The following is a 22,252-nucleotide window of genomic DNA, read 5'->3' on the forward strand; positions in this document are numbered from 1 at the left end:
TATGCTCCTGTCGTTTTATACTTCGATCAATTCCCCCAGCTCCAGCGAGTAGATTCCCTTATACGTCACCCGCCGGGGCGCGAAGCGCTTGTCGATGGCCTTGGCGTACAGCTCCAGCTGGGCGCGGTAGGCGCGGACGAAATCGGCGCGTGTCTTGCGGCGGTCGGTCTTGTAGTCCAGCAGCTCAAGGTGGTCGGGGTAGATAAGGACGATGTCCGCAATGCCCTGCACCAGCACCCCGGCGTCGGCAGCGCTGTCCCCCTCCGGCAGGGCACGTCCCTGCGCGGCCATGACCTCTGCGGCGGGCAGCGAGGTGATGAAGGCCAGCTCCCGCAGCACCTCCTCCGCACCGCAGATGCGGTCAAAGGCCTCGCTGCGCACAAAGCGGAGGATCTTATTTTCATCCAGTTTTTCGGCGATGGCGGGGGGCGTGAGCTGTGCCGCCACCTGACGCTCCCGCTCGGTGCGGACTGCATCCAGCACAGCGGCATCCTCCCCGCACCGCACCGCCGCCAGCGCGGCGAAGTCGGCGTGCTCGAGGAAGGCGTGGAGGGCCGTGCCCATCTCGGCAGCGGTGAGGCCGTCCTTTGAGAGGAAGCCCGGGCGCTCAAGAGTGGTGCGCTCGGCGGCGTGGACGAGGCTGGTGACGCTGACCTTGGCGGGGATATCCGCCAGCGCCGCTGCCGGATACTGCCAGCCGAAGCCCTGCCGCAGCGTTTCCACAAGGGCGGGGTCAGCCGCAGGCTGAGGCGGCGCATTCTCCTCGGTGCGCGGCCCTGCGGGCGGGAGGGGGTCTGCCTGCACCGTGAGGGTGAGGGTGCTCCCGGTGTCCACAAAGGGCAGTTCAAGGTTCCCCGCAAGGCGGCGGAGCGGCCCGCCGTTCGGGTGGACGAGGAGGGCCGCCCGCAGCCAGTCGGCAAAGCTGCCCGCCTGCGCGTTCAGGGTCTGGCCCGCCCCGGCGGCAAGGAAGGCGGCGGCTTTGGCGAAGGGGTTGGACGTCCGGCCGATGCCCAGCGGGACGGTGAGGATGAGCTTGTCCTGCGCCCGGGTGAGCGCCACATACAAAAGCCGCATCTGCTCGCTGCGCAGCTCAGCAGCGTGGACAGTGGCAAGGGCGGTGTAGGCCGCCGTCCGATAAGACCCCTCGCCGCCCTCGGGACGGAGGCGGAGTCCCGCCCCGCAGACCCGGTGGAGCAGGACGGGCTGGCGGGTGTCGGCGGCGTTGAACTGCCGGGCCGTGTCGGCCACAAAGACCACCGGGAACTGCAGGCCCTTGGAGCGATGGATGGTCATGATGGTGACGCAGCCGGGCCTTGCCCCGCCGGGGGTGGTCTCCTGCCCGGTGGAACCGGCCAGCGCGGCCGCGTCGATGGCCCGGACGAGGGCCGAGATGCCCCCCGCGCCCGCACCGGCGCAGAAAGCGGCAAACCTTCTTGCGTCCTCCCGGCGGCGCTGACCGTTCTCCATGGCACCGAGGGCGGCGAGATAGCCGGTGGAGACAAAGATCTCCTCCAGCAGTTCCTCCACCGGCACGCTCCGGGCCATCCGGCGCAGGGCGGCGAGGCGCTGGTAAAAAGCCCCCACCCGGCGGGTGAAGTCATCCTCCGCCCCGCTGCGTGCAGCCTGCAATACCGCGCCGTAGAGGCTGATGCGGGTGTGCTGGTCGGTGCTCTGCGCCCCTGCCCGGAGGCGGACGAGGTCATCGTCGGTGAAGCCGAACATGGGGCCGAGCATAGCGGCAGCAAGGTAGATGTCCTGCGCGGGGTTGTCGATGACCCGCAGCAGGGCGATGAGGGGGCGGATGTGGGGTGCGTCCAAGAGGTTCTCCCGGGCGTCGGCGTAGACCGGGATGCCCCGGGCCGTCAGGGCCTCGGCGTAGGCCGGAAAGTCGCCGCGTGCTGCCAGCAGGACGCAGCAGTCCTCATACTGCACCGGGCGGGTGGTGCCGCCATCCCGCACCGGCTCACCGGAGGACACCATCGTCTCGATGCGGTCGGCAATATAATTGGCATCCGTCTCGGCGGTGTCATCGGACAGGAAGCAGGCCTCCACGCTGCCCTGATACTCCCCCGGCGCACCGCAGACAAGGCGCTGGCCGTCGCCGTAGGCCGTATCGCCCAGCTGAGGGGTCATGAGCTGTTCGAAGAGGAAGTTGATGCCCGCCACCACCTGCGGGGCGGAGCGGAAGTTGGCGTCCAGCGCCAGCAGGGCGTTCCTGCCGGGGGTACCCTCTTCGGGGCGGGGGCGGGCCGCGCCGCCGGGCAGGGGCGGCCAGCTCTCCAGCTTCTCCCGGAAGATGGTGGGGTCGGCCTGCCGGAAGCGGTAGATGCTCTGCTTGAGGTCGCCCACGAGGAAGAGGTCGTCCCCTGCCGGGCTTGCGAGGCAGCGGTAAAGGGCATCCTGCAATGCGTTGGTGTCCTGATATTCGTCCACCATGACGGCAGCATAGCCCTGTCGGATGCTCTGGCACAGCTCGGTGGGCTGGCCGTCCTCGTCCCGCAGGAGGCGAAGGGCCAGATGCTCGAAATCGCTGAATTCCAGCAGCCGGCGCTCCCGCTTCTGGGCCGTAAAGCGGGCGTCGAAGTCCCGCACGGCGGCAAAAAGGGCGCGCAGGCGGGGTTCGGCGGCTTTCCGGTCCAGCTCGGCCTCGTCCAGACTACAGCTGATCAGATCTTCTATTTTTTCAAAGAGCTTCGCGGCCTCGTCGGCCCGGATCTTGACAGCGTCCTTGTGCTCGCCGGTGAGCCGCTTTTTCATATTCTTGAGGCCGGGGACCTGCTCCATGCCGAGGACGTAGGGCGTCAGCTTATCGTAGAGGGGCGTCCACTCCCCCGCCTCCGCCAGATGCTCCACCTCTCCCAGCAGGGCGGCGGCGCTTTCGAGCCGTTCCAGCGGCTCGGCGAACCGCTCATTCATGCCCGCCACAGCCTTTTCCTTGGCGGCGGGGGTCTTTTTGCTGGCCTCGGCGTCGGCCCGCGCCGTGACGAGGTCGGCCCGGCTGTCCTTCAATGCGGCGGACAGCAGCTCCCCCGCCGCCCGGGCCGACCGGGCGGCTTCGGCCAGCAGGATGTCGTGCCAGCAGGTGCGGACGAAGCCTTTCTCGTCCTGCCATGGGGCCAGCATCTCGTCCAGCTTCCTGCCGTAGTCGGGCAGGGCGCGGAGGAAGTCATAGACCTGCAGGACGGCCTCCCCCGCCGCGCTGTCGGTGCGGCCCTTGCCGTAAAGGTCGGCGAAGGCACAGAAATCCGCGTTCAGATAGGCCGCTTCCAGCGTCTCGGCGAGGGCCGCAGTGCGCAGCGTCTCCACGCTGCCGGGGTCGGCGGGGGTGAAATCGGGCGGGATGTCCAGCGCCTGAAAGTGCTTGCGGAGCAGGTCGAGGCAGAAGGCGTCAATGGTACAGATGGGGGCGCGCTGCAAAAGCATCCGCTGGCGGCGGAGGGCCGTGTTGGACGGCTCGGCCTGACTGCGGCGGAGCAGTGCCTGCCCGATGCGGGCGCGAAGCTCGGCGGCGGCGGCGTTGGTAAAGGTGACGATGAGGAGCCGGTCGGCGTCCACGGGGTGCTCCGGGTCGGTGATGAGCCGGACGGCCCGCTCCGTCAGCACGGCGGTCTTGCCGCTGCCTGCGGCGGCGCTCACCAGCAGCGCACCGCCCCGGTCGTCGATGGCGGCACGCTGGGCCGGGGTCCATTTTGTCTCGCTCACGGGTCTTTCTCCTCCTTCTTATCGGGGTCTTCGGACGGCTCAAAGGGCTTTGCGGGGGCGTCGAGGGCGCGCTCCCCCACGCCGTCCTCGTGGCAGCAGATAAAGCCGTAATCGCACCACCGGCAGGGGCTTCGGCCCGTGACCAGCGGCTCGGCGGCGATGCAGCCGCTGTAGAGCTGCTCGCCCATCCGGGTGACGAGGTCGTCGAGGTGGAGCTGGATGCGGGAGAGCTTGGCCTTGTCGGCTCGCTTGTCCTTCTGGTAGGGGCTGGGTTCGCCGCCCCGGAAGCTGAAGGGCAGATACCGCCCCGTCTCCTCGGCGTCCATGGCGTCGAAGACCTTTCGCTCGTCCCGCACGAGGCCGTCCAGCTTGTAGTCCATGGTCTGGGTGGCCTTGTCCCGGGTGGTGGTCTCGGGGGCGGGGTCGGCCAGCAGATACAAAACGCCCGCCGGTTCGGCCCCGGTGAAGCGTCCGCCCGCGTCCCGGGTCAGGCTGAACAGGTAGAGCAGCATCTGGCAGTCAAGGCCGCAGTAGACCTCCCGGAGGTCCAGCTTCTTCGAGCCGGTCTTGTAGTCCACCACCCGCACCCAGCGGGTGCCGTCGTCCTCGATCCACTCATCGGCACGGTCCACCGTGCCGACGAGCTGCACCGTCCGCCCATCGGAGAGGCGGTAGGTCTGGCCCCGGACGGCGTCCTCGCCGGGGCCGATCTTCAGTTCACAGGCCACGGGGCGGAAGCTGGACTGGCGCTGCTCGTCCCGCAGGTAGCACAGCAGGCCTGCCATGCTCTTTTTCAGGCGGGAGAGCAGGTAGGCAAAGCGGGCCGTGTCCTCGGGGAGGTAGCGCTTTGCGTACTCGTCCACCAGCAGCCCGGCCAGCGCTGCCATGGCCTCGTCGTCGAGGTCGAGGAAGGGCTGCAGGCCCGCGCAGGGGTTGTCGGGGCCGGGATGGGGGTCGAGGGCCATCTGGAGCACCCAGTGCATGAGGGTGCCGCTCTGGTCGGCGGAGAGCTCGGCCCGCCTGCGGGGGCGGAGGCCCAGAACATATTGCAGAAAATAGCCGTACCGGCAGGTGTAATATTTTTCCAGCTGGCTGGGCGAAATGCGCAGACGCCGCCCCAATAGGGTCTCGAGGGCCTCAAGGTCGCTGACCTGACGGGGGGCGCGGCCCGCCATCCGGCGCAGGAGGGCGAGCCCCTCCGGCTCGGCTGCACCGGGAGCGCAGAGGGCCTCGGTGAGGCTGGCCCGTTCGGTGTCCGTCAGGGGCCAGCCGCCGCCCAGCACATCGAGGCCGTCGGCGGGGGTGGCGGCGAGGTCGGGCAGCTCCAGCACGGGAGCAGCAGGAGCCAGCAGGTCCACGACCGGCTCGAGGGCGGCGCAGAGGGTCTGGCCCTGCCCCTTGGGCCAGCTGAGCCAGAGGCCCTTGGCCGGGGCGGTGAGGGCCTTGTAGAAGCAGACCTGCTCACGGACGACCCGGTTCTCGAAGCAGTCGGGCAGCTCGATCTCCTGCGCCATGAGGGCGTCCCGGTCGGCGTGGGTCAGGAGGCCCGTCTCGCCGGGCGCGGCGGGAAACTCGCCCTCGGAGAGGCCCAGCACAAAGACGTAGTCCGGCGCATCGAGGCGCATCTTGCCCGCGCTGGCCAGCACCACAGCGTCCAGCGTCTGGGGGATGTGGCCGAGGTCGGAGGAGCGCAGCAGCAGGCCGAACAGCTCCTCGTACTCGGCGATGGTGACGCTCTGACCACCCAACAGGCTGGCCATCTCGTCCAGCAGGCCCATGACCACATTCCACTCCCGGGCGGCTTCCTCGGCGGCGGGGATGCCCCGCTCGGCCCGGATGGCCTCCACCTGCGCGGCCTGTGCCTCCTCGGCCCCCAGCTCCTTGAGGCAGAAGTAAAGGGCGCGGCTCATCTGCTCGGCGCTGGCAGAGCGGAGCTTTGCACGCAGACCGTCGGCGGCCGTTACAAGGAGGGCGCGGGCCTTCTCGGCCCGGGCGAGGTTCTCGGTATCCTCGGCGGTGGGGTCTGCGTCGCCGAAGCCCCGGGGATTCTTTTCGAAGGGAGCGCGCCACGCTGCCGCGCCCGGCGACCATGTGTAGGCGTAGTTCTCGAGGGCGCAGACCTCCTCTTCGGTGAGGGCACACAGGCCCGTCTTTGCCAGCGTGGTGAGCTGTTCGGTCAGCTCTGCGCCCCGGGCAATGGCCAGCAGGCAGCGCACCGCCGTGGCCGGAGCGCTGAACTCAGGGCTGGTCGGCTCGTCGCAGTAAAGGGGGATGTCCGCCATCCGGAACTCGTACCGGACGGCGGCGCGGTACTTTGCAATGTCGCGGCAGACCACGGCGACCCTGCCGCAGCGGACACCCTGCCGCATGAGGCGGCGGATGGCCGCAGCCGCAGCCCGGGCTTCCTCCTCCCGGCTGGGGGCGGCGAAGAGCTTTATTTCCGGGCAGGCCGGGGGCGGGTCGCACTGGCCCGACGCCAGCAGCCGGGCCGCTGCCGCGAGGCCGGGGGCACCGGCGTGGCGCACGTCCCGGCGCAGCAGCTCCGGCACGGCCACCTCGGTGCCGCTCCGGCGGGCCAGCTGGCGCAGCTGTGCCGCCACCTGCTTTGCCCCCGAGAAAAGGCTCATATCCCCCGGGATGAGGGGGGCGCCGTCGTCGCAAAGGGCTACCGTCACGGTGGGCAGAGAGGCCAGCAGCGCACCCATCAGCCGCTTTTTCGGGGCGTTGAAGGTATCGAACTCGTCGATGAACACCTCCCGGCCGCGCAGAAACTCCGGCAGTCCTCCCCGGGCAAGGGCACTCTCAAGGCGGGACGCAGCCAGCGTGAGGCGGTCGGAGGGGTCCATGCCCGTCCCGGCCAGCAGGGTCTCGTAGCCCTGAAAGATGAGGGCCAGCTCGCTGAGCTTTGCGCTGTCCGCGCCGCACTCCTGCGCCAGCGCATAGAGCCGCTGGCCCGAGAGGCCCGCGCTCTTCAGCTCGTCGATGGTCTCCGCAGCCATCTGGCAGAAGGCGGCAGAGCGGCGGTGGCGATAGTAATAATGGACGTTGTCCTGCAATTCCTCGAGAGCGCGGCGGACCAGCACGGCCCGGCCCGCATCGCTGAGGGTCTGGACAGCGGAGCCGCCCTCCGCCGACAGGATGTGCTCGGCGAGGCTGGTGAAGGAAAAGCTCTCCACCAGCCCGCTCAGCGCGTCTCCCAGCTCCCGGTGGATGCGGCCCTCGGTGGACGAGGTGAACTGTTCCGGCACCAGCAGGATGCTCCTGCCGCCCGCCTCGGCCCGGGCGCGGATGCGCTGGTACAGCAGGGTGGTCTTTCCGCTGCCGGAAGCGCCTAAAAGTAGTTTTAACATGATGAATCTCTCCGTTGGGTGGATTTTCTGCTTATCTCTCATTGTACCACAAAATTGCAGCAACATCTATTCTGTGGTACAATGGAGAAAAACCATCTCAGGAGGATGACCCTGCATGAAAATACTAGCAGTAGATTACGGTGACAGCCGCACCGGCCTCGCCACCTGCGACCGCACCGAATTTCTCACCACCGCCATCACGCCCCAGATCACCCTCAAGGCCCGGGACAAGGTGGCCTCGAAGGTCTGCGAGGTGGCAAAGGACATTGGGGCGGAGCTGATCGTCATCGGCCTGCCGCTGAACATGGACGGCACCGAGGGCGAGCGTGCCCGCAAGAGCCGGAAGCTGGCCAAGACTGTGGAGATCTGGAGCGGGCTGCCCGTCCGGATGTGGGACGAGCGCCAGACCACCTGCGCCGCCGCCGACCTCCTCGACGAGAGCGGCACCTTCGGCGCAAAGCGGAAGGACATCCTCGACTCGGTGAGCGCGACGGTTATTCTGGACGACTATCTCGCATGGCGGAAGGAGCATCCGGGGGAGGTCTGAAATCCTCCCGCCGCTCCTGCGGCAAAGTTTCTTTGCGAAGTCCGGACAGTTTGTTGCGAAGCCCGCAGAAAATCGTCATTTTCCGGTTTGTTTTCACAATTTTCCCGCGCCGAATTTGTATAGTTTTCCGGCTTGACAGCACCGGCTCTTCTCCGATAAAATGAGGGTAGAAGAACCCCCTGCCCAGATGGCCGGAGATGACGCTTCTTCATGAGAAAAAACAACTGGACTCACCAAAACAAAAACGATCGGAGGCGACCCACATGACAAAACTGAGAAAACTGACTGCCCTGCTTCTGGCCGGTGCACTGACCCTTCTGCTCCTGACCGCCTGCAGCGGTGGCGGCGGCTCTTCCGGCCCGGAGGCCCAAGCCGAAGCCAAGGTGATGCGGGCCATCAACAACGGCCGCGCCGTGGCTCTGGCCAATGACGATGGGATGCGTACTGTTGCAAACGCCCGTCTGGACGATCTGGATCATGAGCTTGAGCTGAAGGGCAATGCTCTCGGATACCAGTTCTTCAACAAGGTGGATGCCAAGTGGGACAACGACAATAAGAACGCCACCCTCACTCTGGTCGCTAAATACGACTACAACGATACCACGCTGCAGAAGATCATCGATCAAATCAAAGGTAGCGATCAAAACGAAGCCTTGGATTTTGCCCTGAACGGCAACTATACCAAGGCAGGCGTAGTGGCCCGGACCATTCGCGGCCAGACTTATGTTGCCATCTCCCTGCGGGTGGGCAGGAATCTCTGATCTCTTCCCGATTTTCCCCGCATCTCGTCTGATTTCCCCATAAACGCAAATCACCCGCCAGTTGGCGGGTGATTTTTTGCAGCCGTCCCACCGCCCGGAGGGCGGAAAAACAGCTTCTTATTCAAATTTCGTGATGGTCACACTGTTGATGGTGATGGGTTCGGTGGGGCGCTGAGCCTCATCCACGCTGGTCCGGGCGATGGCGTCCACCACGTCCATCCCCTCGTACACCTGCCCGAAGACGGTATCGGTGTAGTCGAGATAGGGTGCGCCGCCCGCCGTCTGGTAAGCGCTGATGACCTCGGCCCGCCAGCCGACGGCGGTCATCTGGTCGGTCAGCTCCTGCGTCACTGAGTCTGCGCCCGGCAGCGTCTCCATGACGTAGAAAACGCTGGCGCATTCGCCCGAGGCGTCCGCCGCCGCACAGAGAGCACCGGAGTAATGGTGGAGCTTATCGGTGGTCTCGGCGGGGTAGCGGCTGCCGTTCCAGATGGTGGTGCCCCTGCCGTCTGCGCCCTGCCCGGCCTCGACCACAAAATCCTTCTCCACCCGGGTGACGGTAAGACCGTTATAGAAACCCTGCCCGGCCAGCGTGGTGAAGTTCTGCACCGCCTGCGGGGCTTCGTCGGGGAAAAGCACGGCCTTAAAGATGCCCGCCGAGGTGTCGAACACCGCGATGGTGTCCCCCGCCGCCGGGTGGGCAAACTGCAGCTCTGCCGACTCCACCGCAGGGCGGCTGATGCTCTGAGCTGACGTGCTGCCGCCCTTGAGGCTGGAGAGGACGCCGCCCCCGCTGCACCCGGCCAGCACTGCCGTCAGGGCCAGTGCGGCCATTATTTTTTTCAAGGCTCTCATATCCGGGCCTCCCTCTTCGTATGCTGTAGTAAAAGCTATCGATATAGTATAGCACATTCCGGGATGAAATGCGAGAGAAAAAAGCATCAAACTTTGTCCGATAATTTCTTTGAAAAAACTCTTGACGAGTGACGATAAAAACGCTAAACTATAGGCGTACCCGGAACCCACAGCACCAGAGCGATGGGGCCGCCGGGGCATATGTGAGATAATCTGTTTGTATAATAGTGCATACCCGGTATTTCGATAGGAGAACGTGATCTATGGCAGAAGAGATGAAGAAGCCCGCCGCTGAGACCGAAGAGGAGTATCAGCCTGATCTGATGACCCTCGAGGACGAGGATGGCAACGAGGTCACGTTTGAAGTGATCGACGCTCTGGACCACAAGGGCGTGCATTATCTTGCCGTCGTGGAATATGCCGAGAACGAGGACGATCTGGACGAGGACGCCCAGCTGGTCATCCTGAGTGTCGGCGAGGACGACGAGGGCGAGTATCTCGACGTGGTGGAGGACGATGAGACGCTGCTGGAAGTCAGCAAGCTGTTCGAGAAGCGTCTGAGCGACCAGTTCGAGATCGACTGATTTGTCAACTGCGTAAGGTTTTCCTGCCCGACTCGATTTGTTGCGGTTTATATGATCCTACTAATCAATCAACGGGAGCTTGGAGTTCTCCGGTGGATTGCAGACCTCCCCGTCATGGGTCGACCATGAAGGCTCGATGAGGAAGCGCGAAACCGGCGACAGGGCACCCACCTGTCCGTAAGGGTAGGTTTGATTGCCGCAGACGATCGGGTGGGATATCTTTTTATAAAACACACTGGCTTTCGTGCCATTCTTTTCGGTCGGCATGGGAGTCTGAGGTACCGAGATCTGTTCGTGCCATCATTTCCTGCTGGCATGAGCGCCCTGTACGATACAAAAAAGGCTTTCGCGCCGCATTCCTGACGGCACGAGAGCCTTTTTGCTTTGTCCGGAGGCCGGGGTCACTCCCCGGTCTCGTCGTCACCGAACAGCCCCGGGATGCCGCAGACTGCGGCCACGCCCACCAGCGTAAAGACGATGCGCGACCAGATGGACGCGCTGCCCCCCAGCAGCCAGCCGACGAAATCGAACTGGAACAGGCCCACCAGCCCCCAGTTGATGCCCCCGACGATCATCAGGACGAGACAGATTTTGTAAAAGCTCTGCACAAAAAGGCCCTCCCTTCCTGCGGGCAGTATGCCCAAAGGAAGGGAGGGTTATGCATTTATAGCAGTTTGCGTTTTTAATGCACAAGCAACATCCGCAAACTGCATATCGCAAAGATGCCATTTTGATAGGCACTATTTTTGAAAATTGCGATAATGGGGATAACCTCTCCGTCATCGCTTACGCAATGCCGCAACCCTGCCTTGGCGGGCGCGACGAGTGAGAGGTTGGCCGAAGACCGTCCTGCCCGCAGGCAAGGTCAGCGCCGTCTCACCGGCTGCACCTCCGCCCCTCCCCTTACGGGCTGGGCGGTATAGACCTCCGGCCAGCGAGGACGGAGGGCGGCAGCAGCGGCAAGGGCCTCGCCCTCGGTGCGGAAGACGCCAAAGACCGCTGCGCCGCTGCCGGTCATGAGGGCAGCGACCGCGCCGTTTTCCCGCAGGGCGTTCTTGATGGCCTCATTGTCCTTCGCGCCGCTGCACTCCTCGAGGGCATTGCCTGCGGCGGCACAGACTCCGTCGAGGTCCTCGGCCCGGATGGCGGCCTCCTGCGCGGCGCAGTCGGGGTGGACGCTGCTGCCCACCCGGTCATAGGCCGCAAATGCCTCAGGGGTGGAGACGCCGTAGTCGGGCATGACCACCGTGAACCAGCACTCCGGCAGAGGCGGCAGGGGCTTGAGCACATCGCCGAGGCCCTGCACCCGGCAGGTGCCGCCCATGAGGGCGAAGGGCACGTCCGCGCCGATGGACGCCCCCAGCGCGCACAGCTCGCTCATGGACAGCCGCGCACCATACAGCTCATTCAGGCCCACCAGCACGGCGGCAGCGTCGGCGCTGCCGCCTGCCATGCCAGCCCGGACAGGCACGTTTTTATAGATGGTGATGTCGGCCCCCGCCAGCAGGCCCGTGTAGTGAAAAAAGGCCAGCGCCGCCTTGATGGCGGTGTTGCCGGGGCCTGCCTTGACCTTGCTGCCCGGGAGGGTCAGGTCGAGGTAGGGGCTGCGGCGGATGACCACCCGCTCATACAGCGAGATGGCCTGCATGGTCATGTCCAGCGCGTGGTAGCCCCCGGGCAGGATACCCACCACATCCAGCGCCAGATTCAGCTTGGCCGGAGCCAGCACCGTCACACTGCTGCGCATCGTCTGTCCCCTCCTCACTTGCCGTTCTCGCTCAGAAACTCCCGGATGCGGCGGAGGGCCTCCATCAGGTGCTCCACGCTGTAGGCGTAGGACACCCGTGCATACCCCTCGCCGGACGCACCAAAGGCGTTGCCCGGGATGATGGCGACGTGCTTCTGCTCCAGAAGCTTGGTGCAGAACTCCTCGCTGGTCATGCCGCTGGACTTGATGCAGGGGAAGGCATAGAATGCGCCCCGAGGCTCAAAGCAGCTCAGGCCCATGTCATTGAAGCTCTTGACCACGAGGCGGCGGCGCATATTGTACTCGTTGCGCATCCGCTCGATCTCGCCGTCGCAGTCCTTGAGGGCCGTGATGGCGGCATACTGGCTGGTGGTGGGGGCGCTCATGATGGCGCTCTGATGAATTTTCGTCATAATTTTGATGATGGGCGCGGGGCCGCAGGCGTAGCCCAGCCGCCAGCCCGTCATGGCGTAAGTCTTGGAGAAGCCGTTGACCACCACCGTCCGCTCAGCCATGCCGGGCAGGGTGGCGATGGAGACATGGTTCTGGAGGCCGTAGTTCAGCTCAGCATAGATCTCATCCGACAGCACCATGATGTCGGTGCCCCGCAGCACCTCGGCGATGGCCTCAAGGTCTGCCCGCTCCATCACTGCGCCGGTGGGGTTGTTGGGGAAAGGCATGATGAGGAGCTTGGTGCGCGGGGTGATGGCGGCTTTCAGGGCGTCGGCCCGGAGGCGGAACTCGTCCTCCTGACGGCAGGCCACGTGCACCGGCACGCCGCCGGAGAGGGTCGTGATCGGCTCATAGCAGACGAAGCACGGCTCGGGGATGATGACCTCATCCCCGGGCTGTACCAGTGTGCGGATGCACATATCAATGGCCTCGCTGCCGCCCACGGTGACAAGGACCTCCTTGGCCGGGTCGTATTTCAGGCCCATCCGGCGGTCGAGGTAGCGGGCGATCTCGGCCCGCAGCTCCTTCAGACCGGCGTTGGAGGTATAGCGGGTGCGGCCATGCTCGAGGCTCTCGATGCCGGCCTCCCGGACGGCCCACGGGGTCTTGAAGTCCGGCTCGCCGACGCCGAGGCTGATGCACTCGGGCATCTCGGCGGCAAGGTCGAAAAATTTGCGGATGCCGGAGGGCCGCATGGCGGCGGCGGCAGGCGCGATCAGTCTATCATAATCCATCACAGCACCGTGCACTCTCTTTCATCGATTTCTTCGTCCTGATACAGACGGCCCTCTTTCTTGTAGGTGCGGAGCACAAAGTGGGTAGCTGTGGACAGCACATCGTCCAGCGGGGACAGACGCTTTGCCACGAAGAGGGCGATCTCCTGAAAGGTCTGGCCCTTGATGACCAGCTGCAGGTCGTAGCCGCCGCTCATCAGCAGCACGCTCTCCACCTCGTCGAAGGAGGCGATAGTGGCTGCGATCTCGTCGAAGCCCCGGCTCTTTTTGGGGCTGACGTTCAGCTCGATGACGGCCTCCACCCGGTTCACCCCGGCCTTCTCCCAGTCCACGAGGGTCTTGTAGCCCTTGATGATGCCCTGCGCCCGGGCAAGGTCGATCATCGCCGCCACCTCAGCGGGGGATTTGTTCAGCATGGCCGCGATGTCCTCCACCGACATCCGGGCGTTGTCCTCAAGGATCTTCAGAAGCTGTTCCATAGTCGTTTCTCCTTTGTTCAGCCTGTGGCGATATTTCTATCAGTATAACACACCAGCGGGCGGTTTGCACCCGGTTTTTGCAGTTTCCCGCCCCATTCCGCCCGCAATAGACACTCTTTTGCCCTTCTTCCCTGCTCTTTTTTCCAAAAAGAGTGTTCATTTTTCGTGAAATCTGCTATACTGGAGTTGCCCTCTCAGTCACGCCGCAGGCGTGACAGCTCCCCCAAAGGGGGAGCCATTGGCAGGCCGGACAACTTTGAGCTGGACGCTTAGGTGTAACATGACGCAAAAGGGCGGGCCTTGCTACAGAGGGCAGCGGCTTCGAAACAAGCGCACCTTGTCTAGTTGCCGTCAATTCAGGCAGCAGGGCACTACCGTTCCTGAAATATTGCGCTTCGTTCGTCCAGCGTGAACCTGTCCGACTCGCCAGTGGCTCTCCCTATGGGAGAGCTGGCGCGAAGCGCCTGAGAGGGCTACAACATCACAACAAAGGGGTAGAACTATGAAAGCATTCATTACCGTCATCGGCCACGACACCGTGGGCGTCGTCGCCCGCGTCTCGGGCCTGTGCAGCGAGCTGAACATCAACATCGAAGACGTCACCCAGAGCATCCTGCAGGGTATGTTCGCCATGATCATGCTGGTGGACATCACCAAGTGCAATGTCTCCCACGAGGAGCTGCACCAGAAGATGAATGCTCTCGCCGCCGAGATGGGGATGCAGATCAATCTCACCCGTCAGGAAGTTTTTGACGCGATGCATACCATCTGAGGAGATACGAATATGAACATGATGAACACCGGCGACATCCTCGAGACCATCGAGATGTTCACGCAGGACAATCTGGACGTGCGCACCGTCACCATGGGCATCAGCCTGTTGGACTGCATCGACCCGGACCCCAAAAAGGCCTGCGAAAAGATCTACAATAAAATCACCACCCGTGCCGCCCGGCTCGTGCCCGCTGTGGAGCACATCAGCGCCGAGTACGGCATCCCCATCATCAACAAGCGCATCAGCGTCACCCCCATCGCCATGCTGCTGGGTGCCTGCCCGGACGCCGACCCGGTGGACTTTGCCAAGACCCTCGACGCCGCCGGTAAGAAGGTCGGCGTCAACTTCGTGGGCGGCTACACTGCCCTCGTCCACAAAGGCTTCTCGGCGGGCGACCTGCGCCTCATCGAGTCCATCCCCCGCGCCCTCGCCGAGACGGACATCGTCTGCAGCTCGGTGAACATCGGCGCGACCAAAGCGGGCCTGAACATGGACGCCGTGAAGCTGATGGGCGAGGCCGTCAAGAAGGCCAGCGAGCTGACCGCCGACCGTCAGTGCATCGGCGCAGCAAAGCTCGTCGTCTTCTGCAACGCACCCGAGGACAACCCCTTCATGGCGGGCGCGTTCCACGGCCCCGGCGAGCCGGACTGCGAGATCCATGTAGGCGTCTCCGGCCCGGGCGCAGTCCGCGCCGCGCTGGCCCGTCTGCCCAAGGATGCCCCCATCGATCAGGTGGCCGAGCTGGTGAAGCGGACGGCCTTCAAGATCACCCGCGTGGGCCAGCTGGTGGCCAACCTCGCCTCCGAGGAGCTGGGCGTGCCTGCCGGCATCATCGACCTGTCTCTGGCCCCCACCCCCGCCGTGGGCGACAGCGTGGCCAACATCCTCGAGGAGATGGGCCTTGAGACCTGCGGCTGCTGCGGCACCACCGCCTGCCTCGCCCTGCTGAACGACGCCGTCAAGAAGGGCGGCGTCATGGCCTCCAACCATGTCGGCGGCCTGTCGGGCGCGTTCATCCCCGTCAGCGAGGACGACGGCATGATCCACGCCGCCGAGTCCGGCTGTCTGACCATCGAGAAGCTGGAGGCCATGACGGCTGTCTGCTCGGTGGGCATCGACATGGTCATCATCCCCGGCGACACCACCCCCGCCGTCATCAGCGCCCTCATCGCCGACGAAGCCGCCATCGGCATGGTCAACACCAAGACCACCGCCGTCCGCGTCATCCCGGCCATCGGCCGGAAGGCGGGCGAGGTGCTGGACTTCGGCGGCCTGCTGGGCTACGGGCCGATCATGCCCGTCAACCAGCGCGACCCCTCCGTCTTCATCAACCGCGGCGGCCGCCTTCCCGCACCCATGCAGTCGCTGAAGAACTGAGCAAGGCTCCGGCATTCTGATACAGGAGTTGTAAACTTTCCGTGCAGTGCTTGACTTCTGCGGGAAATCGCATATAATAAAGATAGAAAGTGTAAGGACTCCATTGGCTTTCATCCCAATGGAAAAGCCCCCTCGGAGTTGCGACCTCCAAGGGGGCTTTCCTTTTTAGGCTTTGCGGTTCTTGTCGTTATCTGTCAAGCCACTTGCAAATGAAGTGAGACACAACATTCGCTGCGACAGATACGAAAAGTGTAGGGAAATGCTCCATGCTTTCACCCCCTCTCCCGTATGATGGCGGGGTGAACCGCATATTAAGTATAGCATACTTTTCGACGAAAAGGAACTGTGAATAAACCACCCTCCGCCAGCCCATCCTCTGGATAAAACTTCCAGAGGAGGCTGGTTTTTATGTTATCACGACGGGAGATGGGGGCGCTGTGCGCCGCCCTGCTGCTCTGCTTTTTGCTGTCGCTGGGGGCGGGCTGGGCGAAGGGGCAGCTGGACGCCGCCGACGCCCTCGCTGCCGACACCCTGCGGCTCCACATCCGGGCCGACACCAACGCAGTGCGGGACCAGAGCGCGAAGCTGGCCGTCCGGGATGCCGTGCTGGCCCTCGCCGACGAGAGCTGCCCAGCGGACGGCAAAGCCGACGCCAAGGTCTGGGCGGCGTCAAATCTCGTCCGGCTCGAGCTGACAGCCCGGGAGGTGCTGGCAGCGCGGGGCACCCACGCACCGGTGCACGCCTGCCTCGTCAATATGTATTTCCCCACCCGGCGCTACGCAGGAACGGCCCTGCCCGCCGGACGGTACGATGCAGTGCGGCTGGACATCGGGACTCACCGGCCGGGCCGCAACTGGTGGTGTGTGCTCTACCCGGGCCTCTGCCGGTCGGCCTGCGGCGGGTATGCGCAGCCCGAAGAAAACGACCTCGTCTGCGGGGAGTACCTCGTGCGGTTCCGGCTGGTGGAGTGGTGGAGCGAAGTCACCGCCCCCCGGGAGGATGCAGTGCTGGCCGGGGGAACGCTCTGCCCCGACGCCGCATAGGATAGGCGCGGAAGGAGTGTGACAACACTATGGCGATCCCTGCTTACTACTCACTCATCCAGCGCGGCAGCTCCGGCCCCGACGTGGCCCTCGTGCAGACATGGCTCAACGGCATCCGGGACAGCTGCACATGGCACGCAGCCCTCACCGTGGACGGCCGCTTCGGTGCAAAGGCCGAAAAGGCCGTCCGGGAGTTCCAGCTGCGGTACGGTCTGGCAGAGGACGGCAAGGTGGGCGCGAACACATGGAACGTCCTCTACGCCCGCTACACGGCCAAGCACGGCCTGACCGTCCCCTACCCCGGCATCGTGCTGCGCAGCGGCAGCGCAGGCGGCTGCGTCCGTCTGGTGCAGCAGAAGCTCAATGCCGAGGGCGAGCGCCTGACCACCGACGGCAAGTTCGGCACAGGTACTGCTGCTGCCGTCAAGCGCTATCAGGCCCGCCATGGCCTCACCGCCGACGGCACGGTGGGCAAGGCCACATGGGAGAAGCTGTTCCCGACGGCGTGATGTAAAAAGGAGTCTGGGCAGCGGCCCAGCGCATATTCTCCCACGCCTCCGCACACCCTAAGTACGGAGGTGTTTTTTATGGAATCTCTCACACCCTTCATCCGCCGCCAGCTTGAGGACGCACCCGGCCCCAGCAGTCCGCCGGAGGCGGCGGGCAGCCGGGTCAGTCCGGCCCTCGGACAGCCGCCGTGCACAGAGCCGCCCAAACCGGGTTGCGGCTCCCAGCAGCCGCCGTCACAGCCGGATGGCCCCGACGTGCAGCTGCCTCCCGAGATCGAGCAGCCCGGCGTCCCGATGACGAACGGCACCCCTGTCGCCTGTCGGCAGAAGAACGCCGCCGAGTATCTGGCCGGGCGGTCGCCGGGCGTGATGGCACAGTACGGAGACGGGCTTTTCGGTGCAGAGCAGCACACGAAGAGCCGCCAGCCGGTGCCCGACAAAGACGAGAGCGGCGTTTTACAGCTGGTAGAGTGGCGCGAAGAAGCGCCTTACGGTTGAAATGGGACTAAAATTCAGAAAATATTTTCCAATTACCTGTTGAAATCTTTGCGCAGTTCTTTTATTATGGTAGCAAACAAAGCAAAGGCAGGTAATCTATTATGGCAGAGATCAAATATGAGATCGTGGAGCGCATCGCCGTCCTCGGCGAGCGTCCCCGGGGCTGGGAGCGTCAGCTGAACCTCATCAGCTGGAACGACGGCGACCCCAAATATGACATCCGCGACTGGTCCCCGGACGGCACCCGCATGGGCAAGGGCATCTCCCTGAGCCACGACGAGCTGGCCATCCTCAAGGGCATCCTCGAGGATATGGAGCTGTAAGATGACGGAGCGCGAGGAGTTTCTGGACATTTTCCACCGGTACGTCACCCGCCCCGGCAGCGAAAAGCTGCTGGACTGGCTGGACACCAAGACGGATTTCTTCACCGCACCGGCCTCCACCCGCTTTCATGGGGCCTATGACGGGGGGCTGTGCGCCCACAGCCTCAATGTCTACCGGGTGCTGCGGAGCAGCTTTTTCGAGCCGGACACCGACACGGAGGAGACTTACGCCATCGTCGCCCTTCTCCACGACCTGTGCAAGGCCAACTTCTACAAAAAAGGCACCCGCAACGTGAAGAACGACGAGACCGGAAAGTGGGAGAAGGTGCCCTCCTACAGCGTGGAGGATATGTTCCCCTACGGCCACGGCGAGAAGAGCGTCTTTCTCATCGAGCGGTTCATGAAGCTCAAGGTCGAGGAGGCCGTGGCCATCCGCTGGCATATGGGCGGCTTCGACGACGCCGTCCGGGGCGGCAGCTTTGCCCTGTCGGGGGCTTTCGAGAAGTACCCTCTGGCCGTCAAGCTGCATATCTCCGACCTTGAGGCGACGTATCTGATGGAGACTCGGTAGCCCTCTCAGTCACCTTCGGTGACAGCTCCCCCAAAGGGGGAGCCACTGGCGTGTCGGCAAGGCCCACGCTGGACGAGCGAAGTTTATCTGTATTAAAAACAATAGTGCCCTGCTACAGAGGGCAGCAGTTTCTAGACAAAATCACCTTGTCAAGCTGTTGTGAATCTCTGTAGCAGGGCACTATATTTTACGTGATATTAAACTCTAAGCGTTCAGCACAAGGCTGCCCGACTTGCCAATGGCTCCCCCTTTGGGGGAGCTGTCACCGAAGGTGACTGAGAGGGCTACGGCATCAGCCTCGCCAGCTGAGCCAGCACCTCATCGCCGAGATGTTCGAGGCGGGTCTTGGGCCGGGCCGGGGCAGCCGGAGGCGCAGGGGCAGGCGCAGCGGCCTCCGGGGGCTGCTCTGCGTCCTTCTTTTCGTCCCCGGGGAAGGAGATGGTGGGCAGAGGGGGCAGCTCCGGCAGGGGCTTGAGAGCCTCCGCAGCCAGCTTCTCCACCTCGGCGTGCAGCACATCGCACCGGGCGCTCAGGTCGGCGTTCTCCTTCCGCAGGGCCAGAATAGTGCGCTCGTAGGCGAACATCCGCGTCTCATAGCGGCGCAGCTCGGCGTTGGCAGCGTTGAGCTGACGGCTCAGCTGCTCAAGCTTGGCCCGTTCCGCCGCCTCGGGCGCAGGGGCAGGGCATGACCGCTCCGGTTCGGGTGCCATGGCTTCTTCCACCTCCTGCAGTCTGCGCTGGGCGCAGCGCTCCTCCCGGGCAGTCTCCCGGCAGAGCGCCTCGAGCCGATGCAGCTCCGGGGTCCGGCGGCTGCTCAGCCATTCCAACGGCAGCTTGGTCTCCTGCTGCTCCACGGTCGGGGCCTCCTTGTGTTTATCTCCGCTTGTTCAGGATCGCCAGCAGGTCGTCATAATAGCTGGTGTCGCTGCTCTCCTCCACGGGCTTGGCGGCAGCGGTGCCGGAAGCGGCAGAGGGGGTGTTGACCTCGGCGCTGAAGACTGCGCTGGGGGCGGAAGCGGTGACGCCGGGTGCTGCGGCACCGGCGGCAGAAGTGCCGAGGGTGCTGCGCAGGCCGTCCGCGGCCTTATTGTCGAAGCCGGTAGCCACGACCGTGACCCGCATCTCGTCCGACAGGTTCTCATCGAAGGCAGTACCCCAGATGATGTTGGCATCGGGGTGAGCGCTCTGGGTGATGAGGCCTGCAGCGGTCTCCACGTCCTCCAGACCGATGTCGGGGCTGGAGGTGATGTTGATGATGACGCCGTGTGCGCCGGCGATGCTGGTCTCCAGCAGCGGGGAGGAAATGGCAGCCTTGGCGGCGTTCTCAGCCTTCCCTGCGCCCTTGGCGCTGCCGACGCCCATATGGGCGTAACCGGCGTCCTTCATGATGGAGCGCACGTCGGCGAAGTCGAGGTTGATGAAAGCCGGCACGTTGATGAGGGCGGAGATAGACTCGACGCCCTGACGCAGCACATTGTCGGCTGCCTGAAAGGCGTTCATCAGGGTGATCTTCTCCTGACTGATCATCTTCAGGCGCTCGTTGGGGATGACGATGAGGCTGTCCACGTGCATCAGCAGGTTGGCGATGCCCTGTTCGGCCAGACCCATCTTCCGCTTGCCCTCAAAGGAGAAGGGCTTGGTGACGATGCCCACGGTCAGGATGCCCAGATCGTGTGCCACCTCGGCCACCACGGGGGCTGCGCCGGTGCCGGTGCCGCCGCCCATACCGGCGGTGATGAAGACCATCTGAGAGCCCTTCAGGGCGTTTGCGATCTCGTCCTTGCTCTCCTCAGCAGCGCGCTGGCCGATCTCAGGGTCGGCACCTGCGCCGCGGCCCTTGGTGAGCTTGGAGCCGAGCTGTACTTTCGTTGCAGCATGGTTCTTGGAGAGAGCCTGCTGGTCGGTGTTCATTGCGATGAACTCGACGCCCTGCAGGCCGTCGCTGACCATGCGGTTGACGGCGTTGCCGCCGCCGCCGCCCACGCCGATGACCTTTATCGTCGTTACGTTTTCGTCCATTTCTTCGTCGAGCATGAGTGCCATATCATTGTCCTCCATCGGATTTTATCGTGACCCGCGCCTGCGCGCGCAGGATTATACGCATACTGAAGCTACTATATAACAGTATCGTATCATCTTTTTGCCCCGAATGCAAGTCTATTCTGGTTTTTAGCTGGTATTTTTTTCACACAGCCCGGAGCAGGGGTCATTTCTCTCCCAATTCGTGCCCCGAGCGCGGCCAGCGTCTCCGTCAGGCCCGCGTAACCCCGGTCGATATGACGGGTGTCCTCCACCCAGCTCTTTCCTCCTGCCGCAAGGGCGGCAAGGACCAGTGCGGCACCGCCCCGCAAGTCGGGGGCCATAAGGGTGGTTCCGTGCAGGCCGCTCTCTGGCAGCGGGCCGACGGAGAGCACCCGTCCGGCCCGTTTTGCCCGCCCGCCCAGCCGCTCAAAGCCCTCTGCGCAGCCGAAGCGCTCCTCGAAGACGACGTCCTCGATGCTGCTCTCCCCCTCGGCGCAGAGCATGGCGGCAGCCAGCAGGGGCGCAGCGTCGGTGGCGAGGCCCGGATACACCCCTGTGAAGACCCTGCCCACCCCATACAGCCGTCCGAAGCGGGCTATTTCGACCCGGTCTGCTCCCCGCTTCACGGTGCAGCCCATTTGTTCCAGAATTTCCAGTACCGGCTCGTAGAGTCCGGGCGGGCATCCGGCCAGTTCCACCCGCCCTCCGGCTGCAGCAGCGGCGCAGGCAAGCGTGGAGGCGAAGATGCGGTCGGGCAGAGGCGAAAAATCGCAGCCGGAGAGCACCCGCCGCCCCTCGATGCGGATGGTAGATGTCCCCGCCCCTTCGATCTGTCCGCCGCAGCGGCGGAGGAAATCCGCAAGGTCGGATATTTCCGGCTCCCGCGCAGCCCCCCGCAGCACCGTGGTGCCCCGGGCACAGACAGCAGCCAGCAGCAGGGTCTCGGTAGCCCCCACGCTGGGGAAACGGAGGGTGAAGTCAGCCCCGTGAAGCCCACCCGGCGCGGCCAGCACCAGCCGTCCCGCCCCGGCATCCAGCTCTTTCGCCCCCATCCGGCCAAGCCCCTCGAGGTGCAGGTCGATGGGCCGCTGGCCGATGGGGCAGCCCCCGGGCAGGGAGGTCTCGGCCCGGCCCAGCCGCGCCAGCAGCGGTGCGCAGAAGAGGATGGAGGCCCGCATCCGAGCGGCAGCGTCCCCCGGCAGAGTGCTGCACACCGGCGTGCCGCTGACGACTACGTCCGCCCCCTGCCGCCGGGCGTCACACCCTGCTCCCCGCAGCAGCGCAAGGCAGCACTCCACGTCCGACAGGGCCGGGACAGCCCGCACCCGCACCGTCCCCCGGCAGAGCAGCGCCGCCGCAAGGAGCGGCAGCACGCTGTTTTTCGCCGCAGGCACCGCCGCCGTCCCGTTCAGCGGCCTCCCGCCCATCACCCAGATCCGCCCGCTCTCCTGTGTCATATCCCCGGCCCCCCGTTCTCGAAAAGATACCCCACAGTATGCGGAGGCGGAGAAATATGTTTGCAGTTTTGGCAAAAGACTCTCCCTTTTGGGGAGCTGGCGCAAAGCGCCATTTTCTGTTTCTTTTCGTCGAAAGATATGTTATACTTGTTCTGCGGCCTCGTCCGCCCATTACCAGATGGGAGGGAGGTGAACGACCATGGACTTATTTATGTCTCTGCTTCTGTCCATCGCAGCAAATGTAGTGTCTCACTACATCTGCAAGTGGCTTGATGGATGGCTGAAGGGCCGCAAGCACTAAAAAAGGACCCCCCTTTTGGAGTTGCCGCTCCGGAAGGGGGGTCTTTTCTTTTGGTGAGGACCATGAACATCCTCTTGTCTCTGCACTTTTATTATACGCTCTCCCGCCTAAAAGTCAAGCAGGGTGCAGAAAGTTTACAAACGCAAAGCCGGTCGGCTCTCCC

The 22,252-nt window shown here is 64.4% G+C and carries 20 protein-coding genes and 1 other RNA gene; 11 read left to right on the forward strand and 10 right to left on the reverse strand.

The features are described from left to right. Positions 1-15 precede the first annotated feature (15 nt). Both LKD23_RS12925 and LKD23_RS00625 read right to left on the reverse strand, forming a co-directional pair. Positions 16-3,702, reverse strand: a complete 3,687-nt coding sequence (locus LKD23_RS12925) for a UvrD-helicase domain-containing protein (protein ID WP_227619868.1) — start codon at positions 3,700-3,702, stop codon at positions 16-18. Next, the gene (locus LKD23_RS00625) at positions 3,699-7,052 is read right to left on the reverse strand and encodes a PD-(D/E)XK nuclease family protein (RefSeq protein WP_227619869.1); all 3,354 of its coding nucleotides are present in this window, start codon (positions 7,050-7,052) and stop codon (positions 3,699-3,701) included. Before LKD23_RS00625 ends, LKD23_RS12925 begins: the two co-directional genes overlap by 4 nt. Positions 7,053-7,167: 115 nt before the next feature. Here LKD23_RS00625 and ruvX point away from each other — a divergent pair, with 115 nt between their 5' ends. After that, complete coding sequence (ruvX, locus tag LKD23_RS00630) at positions 7,168-7,599, forward strand: Holliday junction resolvase RuvX (protein WP_227619870.1); 432 nt, start codon at positions 7,168-7,170, stop codon at positions 7,597-7,599. Positions 7,600-7,862: 263 nt separating this feature from the next. After that, positions 7,863-8,360 carry a hypothetical protein gene (locus tag LKD23_RS00635; protein ID WP_227619871.1) on the forward strand — a complete coding sequence of 166 codons (498 nt, stop codon included), beginning with the start codon at positions 7,863-7,865 and terminating at the stop codon, positions 8,358-8,360. A 117-nt stretch (positions 8,361-8,477) separates the two neighbouring features. Here the strand turns inward: LKD23_RS00635 and LKD23_RS00640 are convergent, their stop codons facing one another. Further along, the gene (locus tag LKD23_RS00640) at positions 8,478-9,215 is read right to left on the reverse strand and encodes a peptidylprolyl isomerase (RefSeq protein ID WP_227619872.1); all 738 of its coding nucleotides are present in this window, start codon (positions 9,213-9,215) and stop codon (positions 8,478-8,480) included. A 263-nt stretch (positions 9,216-9,478) separates the two neighbouring features. Here LKD23_RS00640 and LKD23_RS00645 point away from each other — a divergent pair, with 263 nt between their 5' ends. Together LKD23_RS00645 and ssrS are read left to right on the forward strand one after the other, a co-directional pair. Continuing rightward, entirely contained in the window at positions 9,479-9,799 is a 321-nt protein-coding gene (locus tag LKD23_RS00645; protein WP_227619873.1) for a DUF1292 domain-containing protein, read from the forward strand. A 17-nt stretch (positions 9,800-9,816) separates the two neighbouring features. Beyond that, positions 9,817-10,020: non-coding RNA, 6S RNA (ssrS, locus tag LKD23_RS00650), on the forward strand. Positions 10,021-10,200: 180 nt separating this feature from the next. Here ssrS and LKD23_RS00655 read toward each other — a convergent pair. The 4 genes from LKD23_RS00655 to LKD23_RS00670 form a co-directional block, all read right to left on the reverse strand. Further along, positions 10,201-10,407 (reverse strand): DUF378 domain-containing protein, encoded by a 207-nt coding sequence (locus tag LKD23_RS00655; protein WP_227619875.1) that lies wholly within the window; start codon positions 10,405-10,407, stop codon positions 10,201-10,203. A gap of 257 nt (positions 10,408-10,664) precedes the next feature. Next, on the reverse strand, positions 10,665-11,546 hold the full coding sequence (gene ispE, locus LKD23_RS00660) for a 4-(cytidine 5'-diphospho)-2-C-methyl-D-erythritol kinase (RefSeq protein WP_227619876.1): 882 nt from the start codon (positions 11,544-11,546) through the stop codon (positions 10,665-10,667). Positions 11,547-11,560: 14 nt separating this feature from the next. After that, on the reverse strand, positions 11,561-12,733 hold the full coding sequence (locus tag LKD23_RS00665) for an aminotransferase class I/II-fold pyridoxal phosphate-dependent enzyme (RefSeq protein WP_227619878.1): 1,173 nt from the start codon (positions 12,731-12,733) through the stop codon (positions 11,561-11,563). Further along, positions 12,733-13,212 carry an Lrp/AsnC family transcriptional regulator gene (locus LKD23_RS00670; protein WP_015563659.1) on the reverse strand — a complete coding sequence of 160 codons (480 nt, stop codon included), beginning with the start codon at positions 13,210-13,212 and terminating at the stop codon, positions 12,733-12,735. Before LKD23_RS00670 ends, LKD23_RS00665 begins: the two co-directional genes overlap by 1 nt. A gap of 502 nt (positions 13,213-13,714) precedes the next feature. On the opposite strand from LKD23_RS00670, the gene LKD23_RS00675 reads away from it, so the two are divergent. From LKD23_RS00675 to LKD23_RS00705, 7 genes are all read left to right on the forward strand, one after another. Continuing rightward, positions 13,715-13,984: an ACT domain-containing protein gene (locus tag LKD23_RS00675; protein ID WP_227619879.1), complete on the forward strand. Its 270-nt coding sequence runs from the start codon at positions 13,715-13,717 to the stop codon at positions 13,982-13,984. A 12-nt stretch (positions 13,985-13,996) separates the two neighbouring features. Next, positions 13,997-15,364, forward strand: coding sequence for a PFL family protein (locus LKD23_RS00680; RefSeq protein WP_227619881.1), 1,368 nt, complete (start codon positions 13,997-13,999; stop codon positions 15,362-15,364). 408 nt (positions 15,365-15,772) lie between these two features. Beyond that, positions 15,773-16,408 (forward strand): stage II sporulation protein R, encoded by a 636-nt coding sequence (locus tag LKD23_RS00685; protein WP_227619882.1) that lies wholly within the window; start codon positions 15,773-15,775, stop codon positions 16,406-16,408. Positions 16,409-16,437: 29 nt separating this feature from the next. Beyond that, positions 16,438-16,917: a peptidoglycan-binding domain-containing protein gene (locus LKD23_RS00690; RefSeq protein WP_227619883.1), complete on the forward strand. Its 480-nt coding sequence runs from the start codon at positions 16,438-16,440 to the stop codon at positions 16,915-16,917. A 78-nt stretch (positions 16,918-16,995) separates the two neighbouring features. Then, the gene (locus LKD23_RS00695) at positions 16,996-17,415 is read left to right on the forward strand and encodes a hypothetical protein (RefSeq protein ID WP_227619884.1); all 420 of its coding nucleotides are present in this window, start codon (positions 16,996-16,998) and stop codon (positions 17,413-17,415) included. 101 nt (positions 17,416-17,516) lie between these two features. Then, the gene (locus LKD23_RS00700; protein WP_227619886.1) at positions 17,517-17,738 is read left to right on the forward strand and encodes a YdbC family protein; all 222 of its coding nucleotides are present in this window, start codon (positions 17,517-17,519) and stop codon (positions 17,736-17,738) included. Position 17,739: 1 nt separating this feature from the next. Then, positions 17,740-18,309, forward strand: coding sequence for an HD domain-containing protein (locus tag LKD23_RS00705; protein ID WP_227619887.1), 570 nt, complete (start codon positions 17,740-17,742; stop codon positions 18,307-18,309). Between the two features lie 284 nt (positions 18,310-18,593). On the opposite strand, the gene LKD23_RS00710 is transcribed toward LKD23_RS00705, so the two are convergent. The 3 genes from LKD23_RS00710 to LKD23_RS00720 all read right to left on the reverse strand — a co-directional run bounded on the left by LKD23_RS00710 (position 18,594) and on the right by LKD23_RS00720 (position 21,788). After that, a complete protein-coding gene (locus LKD23_RS00710; protein ID WP_227619888.1) occupies positions 18,594-19,163 on the reverse strand; it encodes a hypothetical protein in 570 nt (189 codons plus the stop codon). A 19-nt stretch (positions 19,164-19,182) separates the two neighbouring features. Next, positions 19,183-20,352: a cell division protein FtsZ gene (gene ftsZ / locus LKD23_RS00715; protein ID WP_227619889.1), complete on the reverse strand. Its 1,170-nt coding sequence runs from the start codon at positions 20,350-20,352 to the stop codon at positions 19,183-19,185. A gap of 89 nt (positions 20,353-20,441) precedes the next feature. Beyond that, a complete protein-coding gene (locus LKD23_RS00720) occupies positions 20,442-21,788 on the reverse strand; it encodes a UDP-N-acetylglucosamine 1-carboxyvinyltransferase (protein WP_227619890.1) in 1,347 nt (448 codons plus the stop codon). Between the last annotated feature and the right edge of the window lie 464 nt (positions 21,789-22,252).

Origin of the sequence: Faecalibacterium butyricigenerans, from assembly GCF_020687345.1 — a bacterium.
Lineage (GTDB): Bacteria > Bacillota > Clostridia > Oscillospirales > Ruminococcaceae > Faecalibacterium > Faecalibacterium butyricigenerans.

What these genes read in the sequence shown, in the direction of transcription:
- LKD23_RS00625 (WP_227619869.1), bottom strand. Translation starts at nt 7,052, where the DNA reads ATGTTAAAACTACTTTTAGGCGCTTCCGGCAGCGGAAAGACCACCCTG.
- ruvX (WP_227619870.1), top strand. Translation starts at nt 7,168, where the DNA reads ATGAAAATACTAGCAGTAGATTACGGTGACAGCCGCACCGGCCTCGCC.
- LKD23_RS00635 (WP_227619871.1), top strand. Translation starts at nt 7,863, where the DNA reads ATGACAAAACTGAGAAAACTGACTGCCCTGCTTCTGGCCGGTGCACTG.
- LKD23_RS00640 (WP_227619872.1), bottom strand. Translation starts at nt 9,215, where the DNA reads ATGAGAGCCTTGAAAAAAATAATGGCCGCACTGGCCCTGACGGCAGTG.
- LKD23_RS00645 (WP_227619873.1), top strand. Translation starts at nt 9,479, where the DNA reads ATGGCAGAAGAGATGAAGAAGCCCGCCGCTGAGACCGAAGAGGAGTAT.
- ispE (WP_227619876.1), bottom strand. Translation starts at nt 11,546, where the DNA reads ATGCGCAGCAGTGTGACGGTGCTGGCTCCGGCCAAGCTGAATCTGGCG.
- LKD23_RS00665 (WP_227619878.1), bottom strand. Translation starts at nt 12,733, where the DNA reads ATGGATTATGATAGACTGATCGCGCCTGCCGCCGCCGCCATGCGGCCC.
- LKD23_RS00670 (WP_015563659.1), bottom strand. Translation starts at nt 13,212, where the DNA reads ATGGAACAGCTTCTGAAGATCCTTGAGGACAACGCCCGGATGTCGGTG.
- LKD23_RS00675 (WP_227619879.1), top strand. Translation starts at nt 13,715, where the DNA reads ATGAAAGCATTCATTACCGTCATCGGCCACGACACCGTGGGCGTCGTC.
- LKD23_RS00680 (WP_227619881.1), top strand. Translation starts at nt 13,997, where the DNA reads ATGAACATGATGAACACCGGCGACATCCTCGAGACCATCGAGATGTTC.
- LKD23_RS00685 (WP_227619882.1), top strand. Translation starts at nt 15,773, where the DNA reads ATGTTATCACGACGGGAGATGGGGGCGCTGTGCGCCGCCCTGCTGCTC.
- LKD23_RS00690 (WP_227619883.1), top strand. Translation starts at nt 16,438, where the DNA reads ATGGCGATCCCTGCTTACTACTCACTCATCCAGCGCGGCAGCTCCGGC.
- LKD23_RS00695 (WP_227619884.1), top strand. Translation starts at nt 16,996, where the DNA reads ATGGAATCTCTCACACCCTTCATCCGCCGCCAGCTTGAGGACGCACCC.
- LKD23_RS00700 (WP_227619886.1), top strand. Translation starts at nt 17,517, where the DNA reads ATGGCAGAGATCAAATATGAGATCGTGGAGCGCATCGCCGTCCTCGGC.
- LKD23_RS00705 (WP_227619887.1), top strand. Translation starts at nt 17,740, where the DNA reads ATGACGGAGCGCGAGGAGTTTCTGGACATTTTCCACCGGTACGTCACC.
- ftsZ (WP_227619889.1), bottom strand. Translation starts at nt 20,352, where the DNA reads ATGGCACTCATGCTCGACGAAGAAATGGACGAAAACGTAACGACGATA.
- LKD23_RS00720 (WP_227619890.1), bottom strand. Translation starts at nt 21,788, where the DNA reads ATGACACAGGAGAGCGGGCGGATCTGGGTGATGGGCGGGAGGCCGCTG.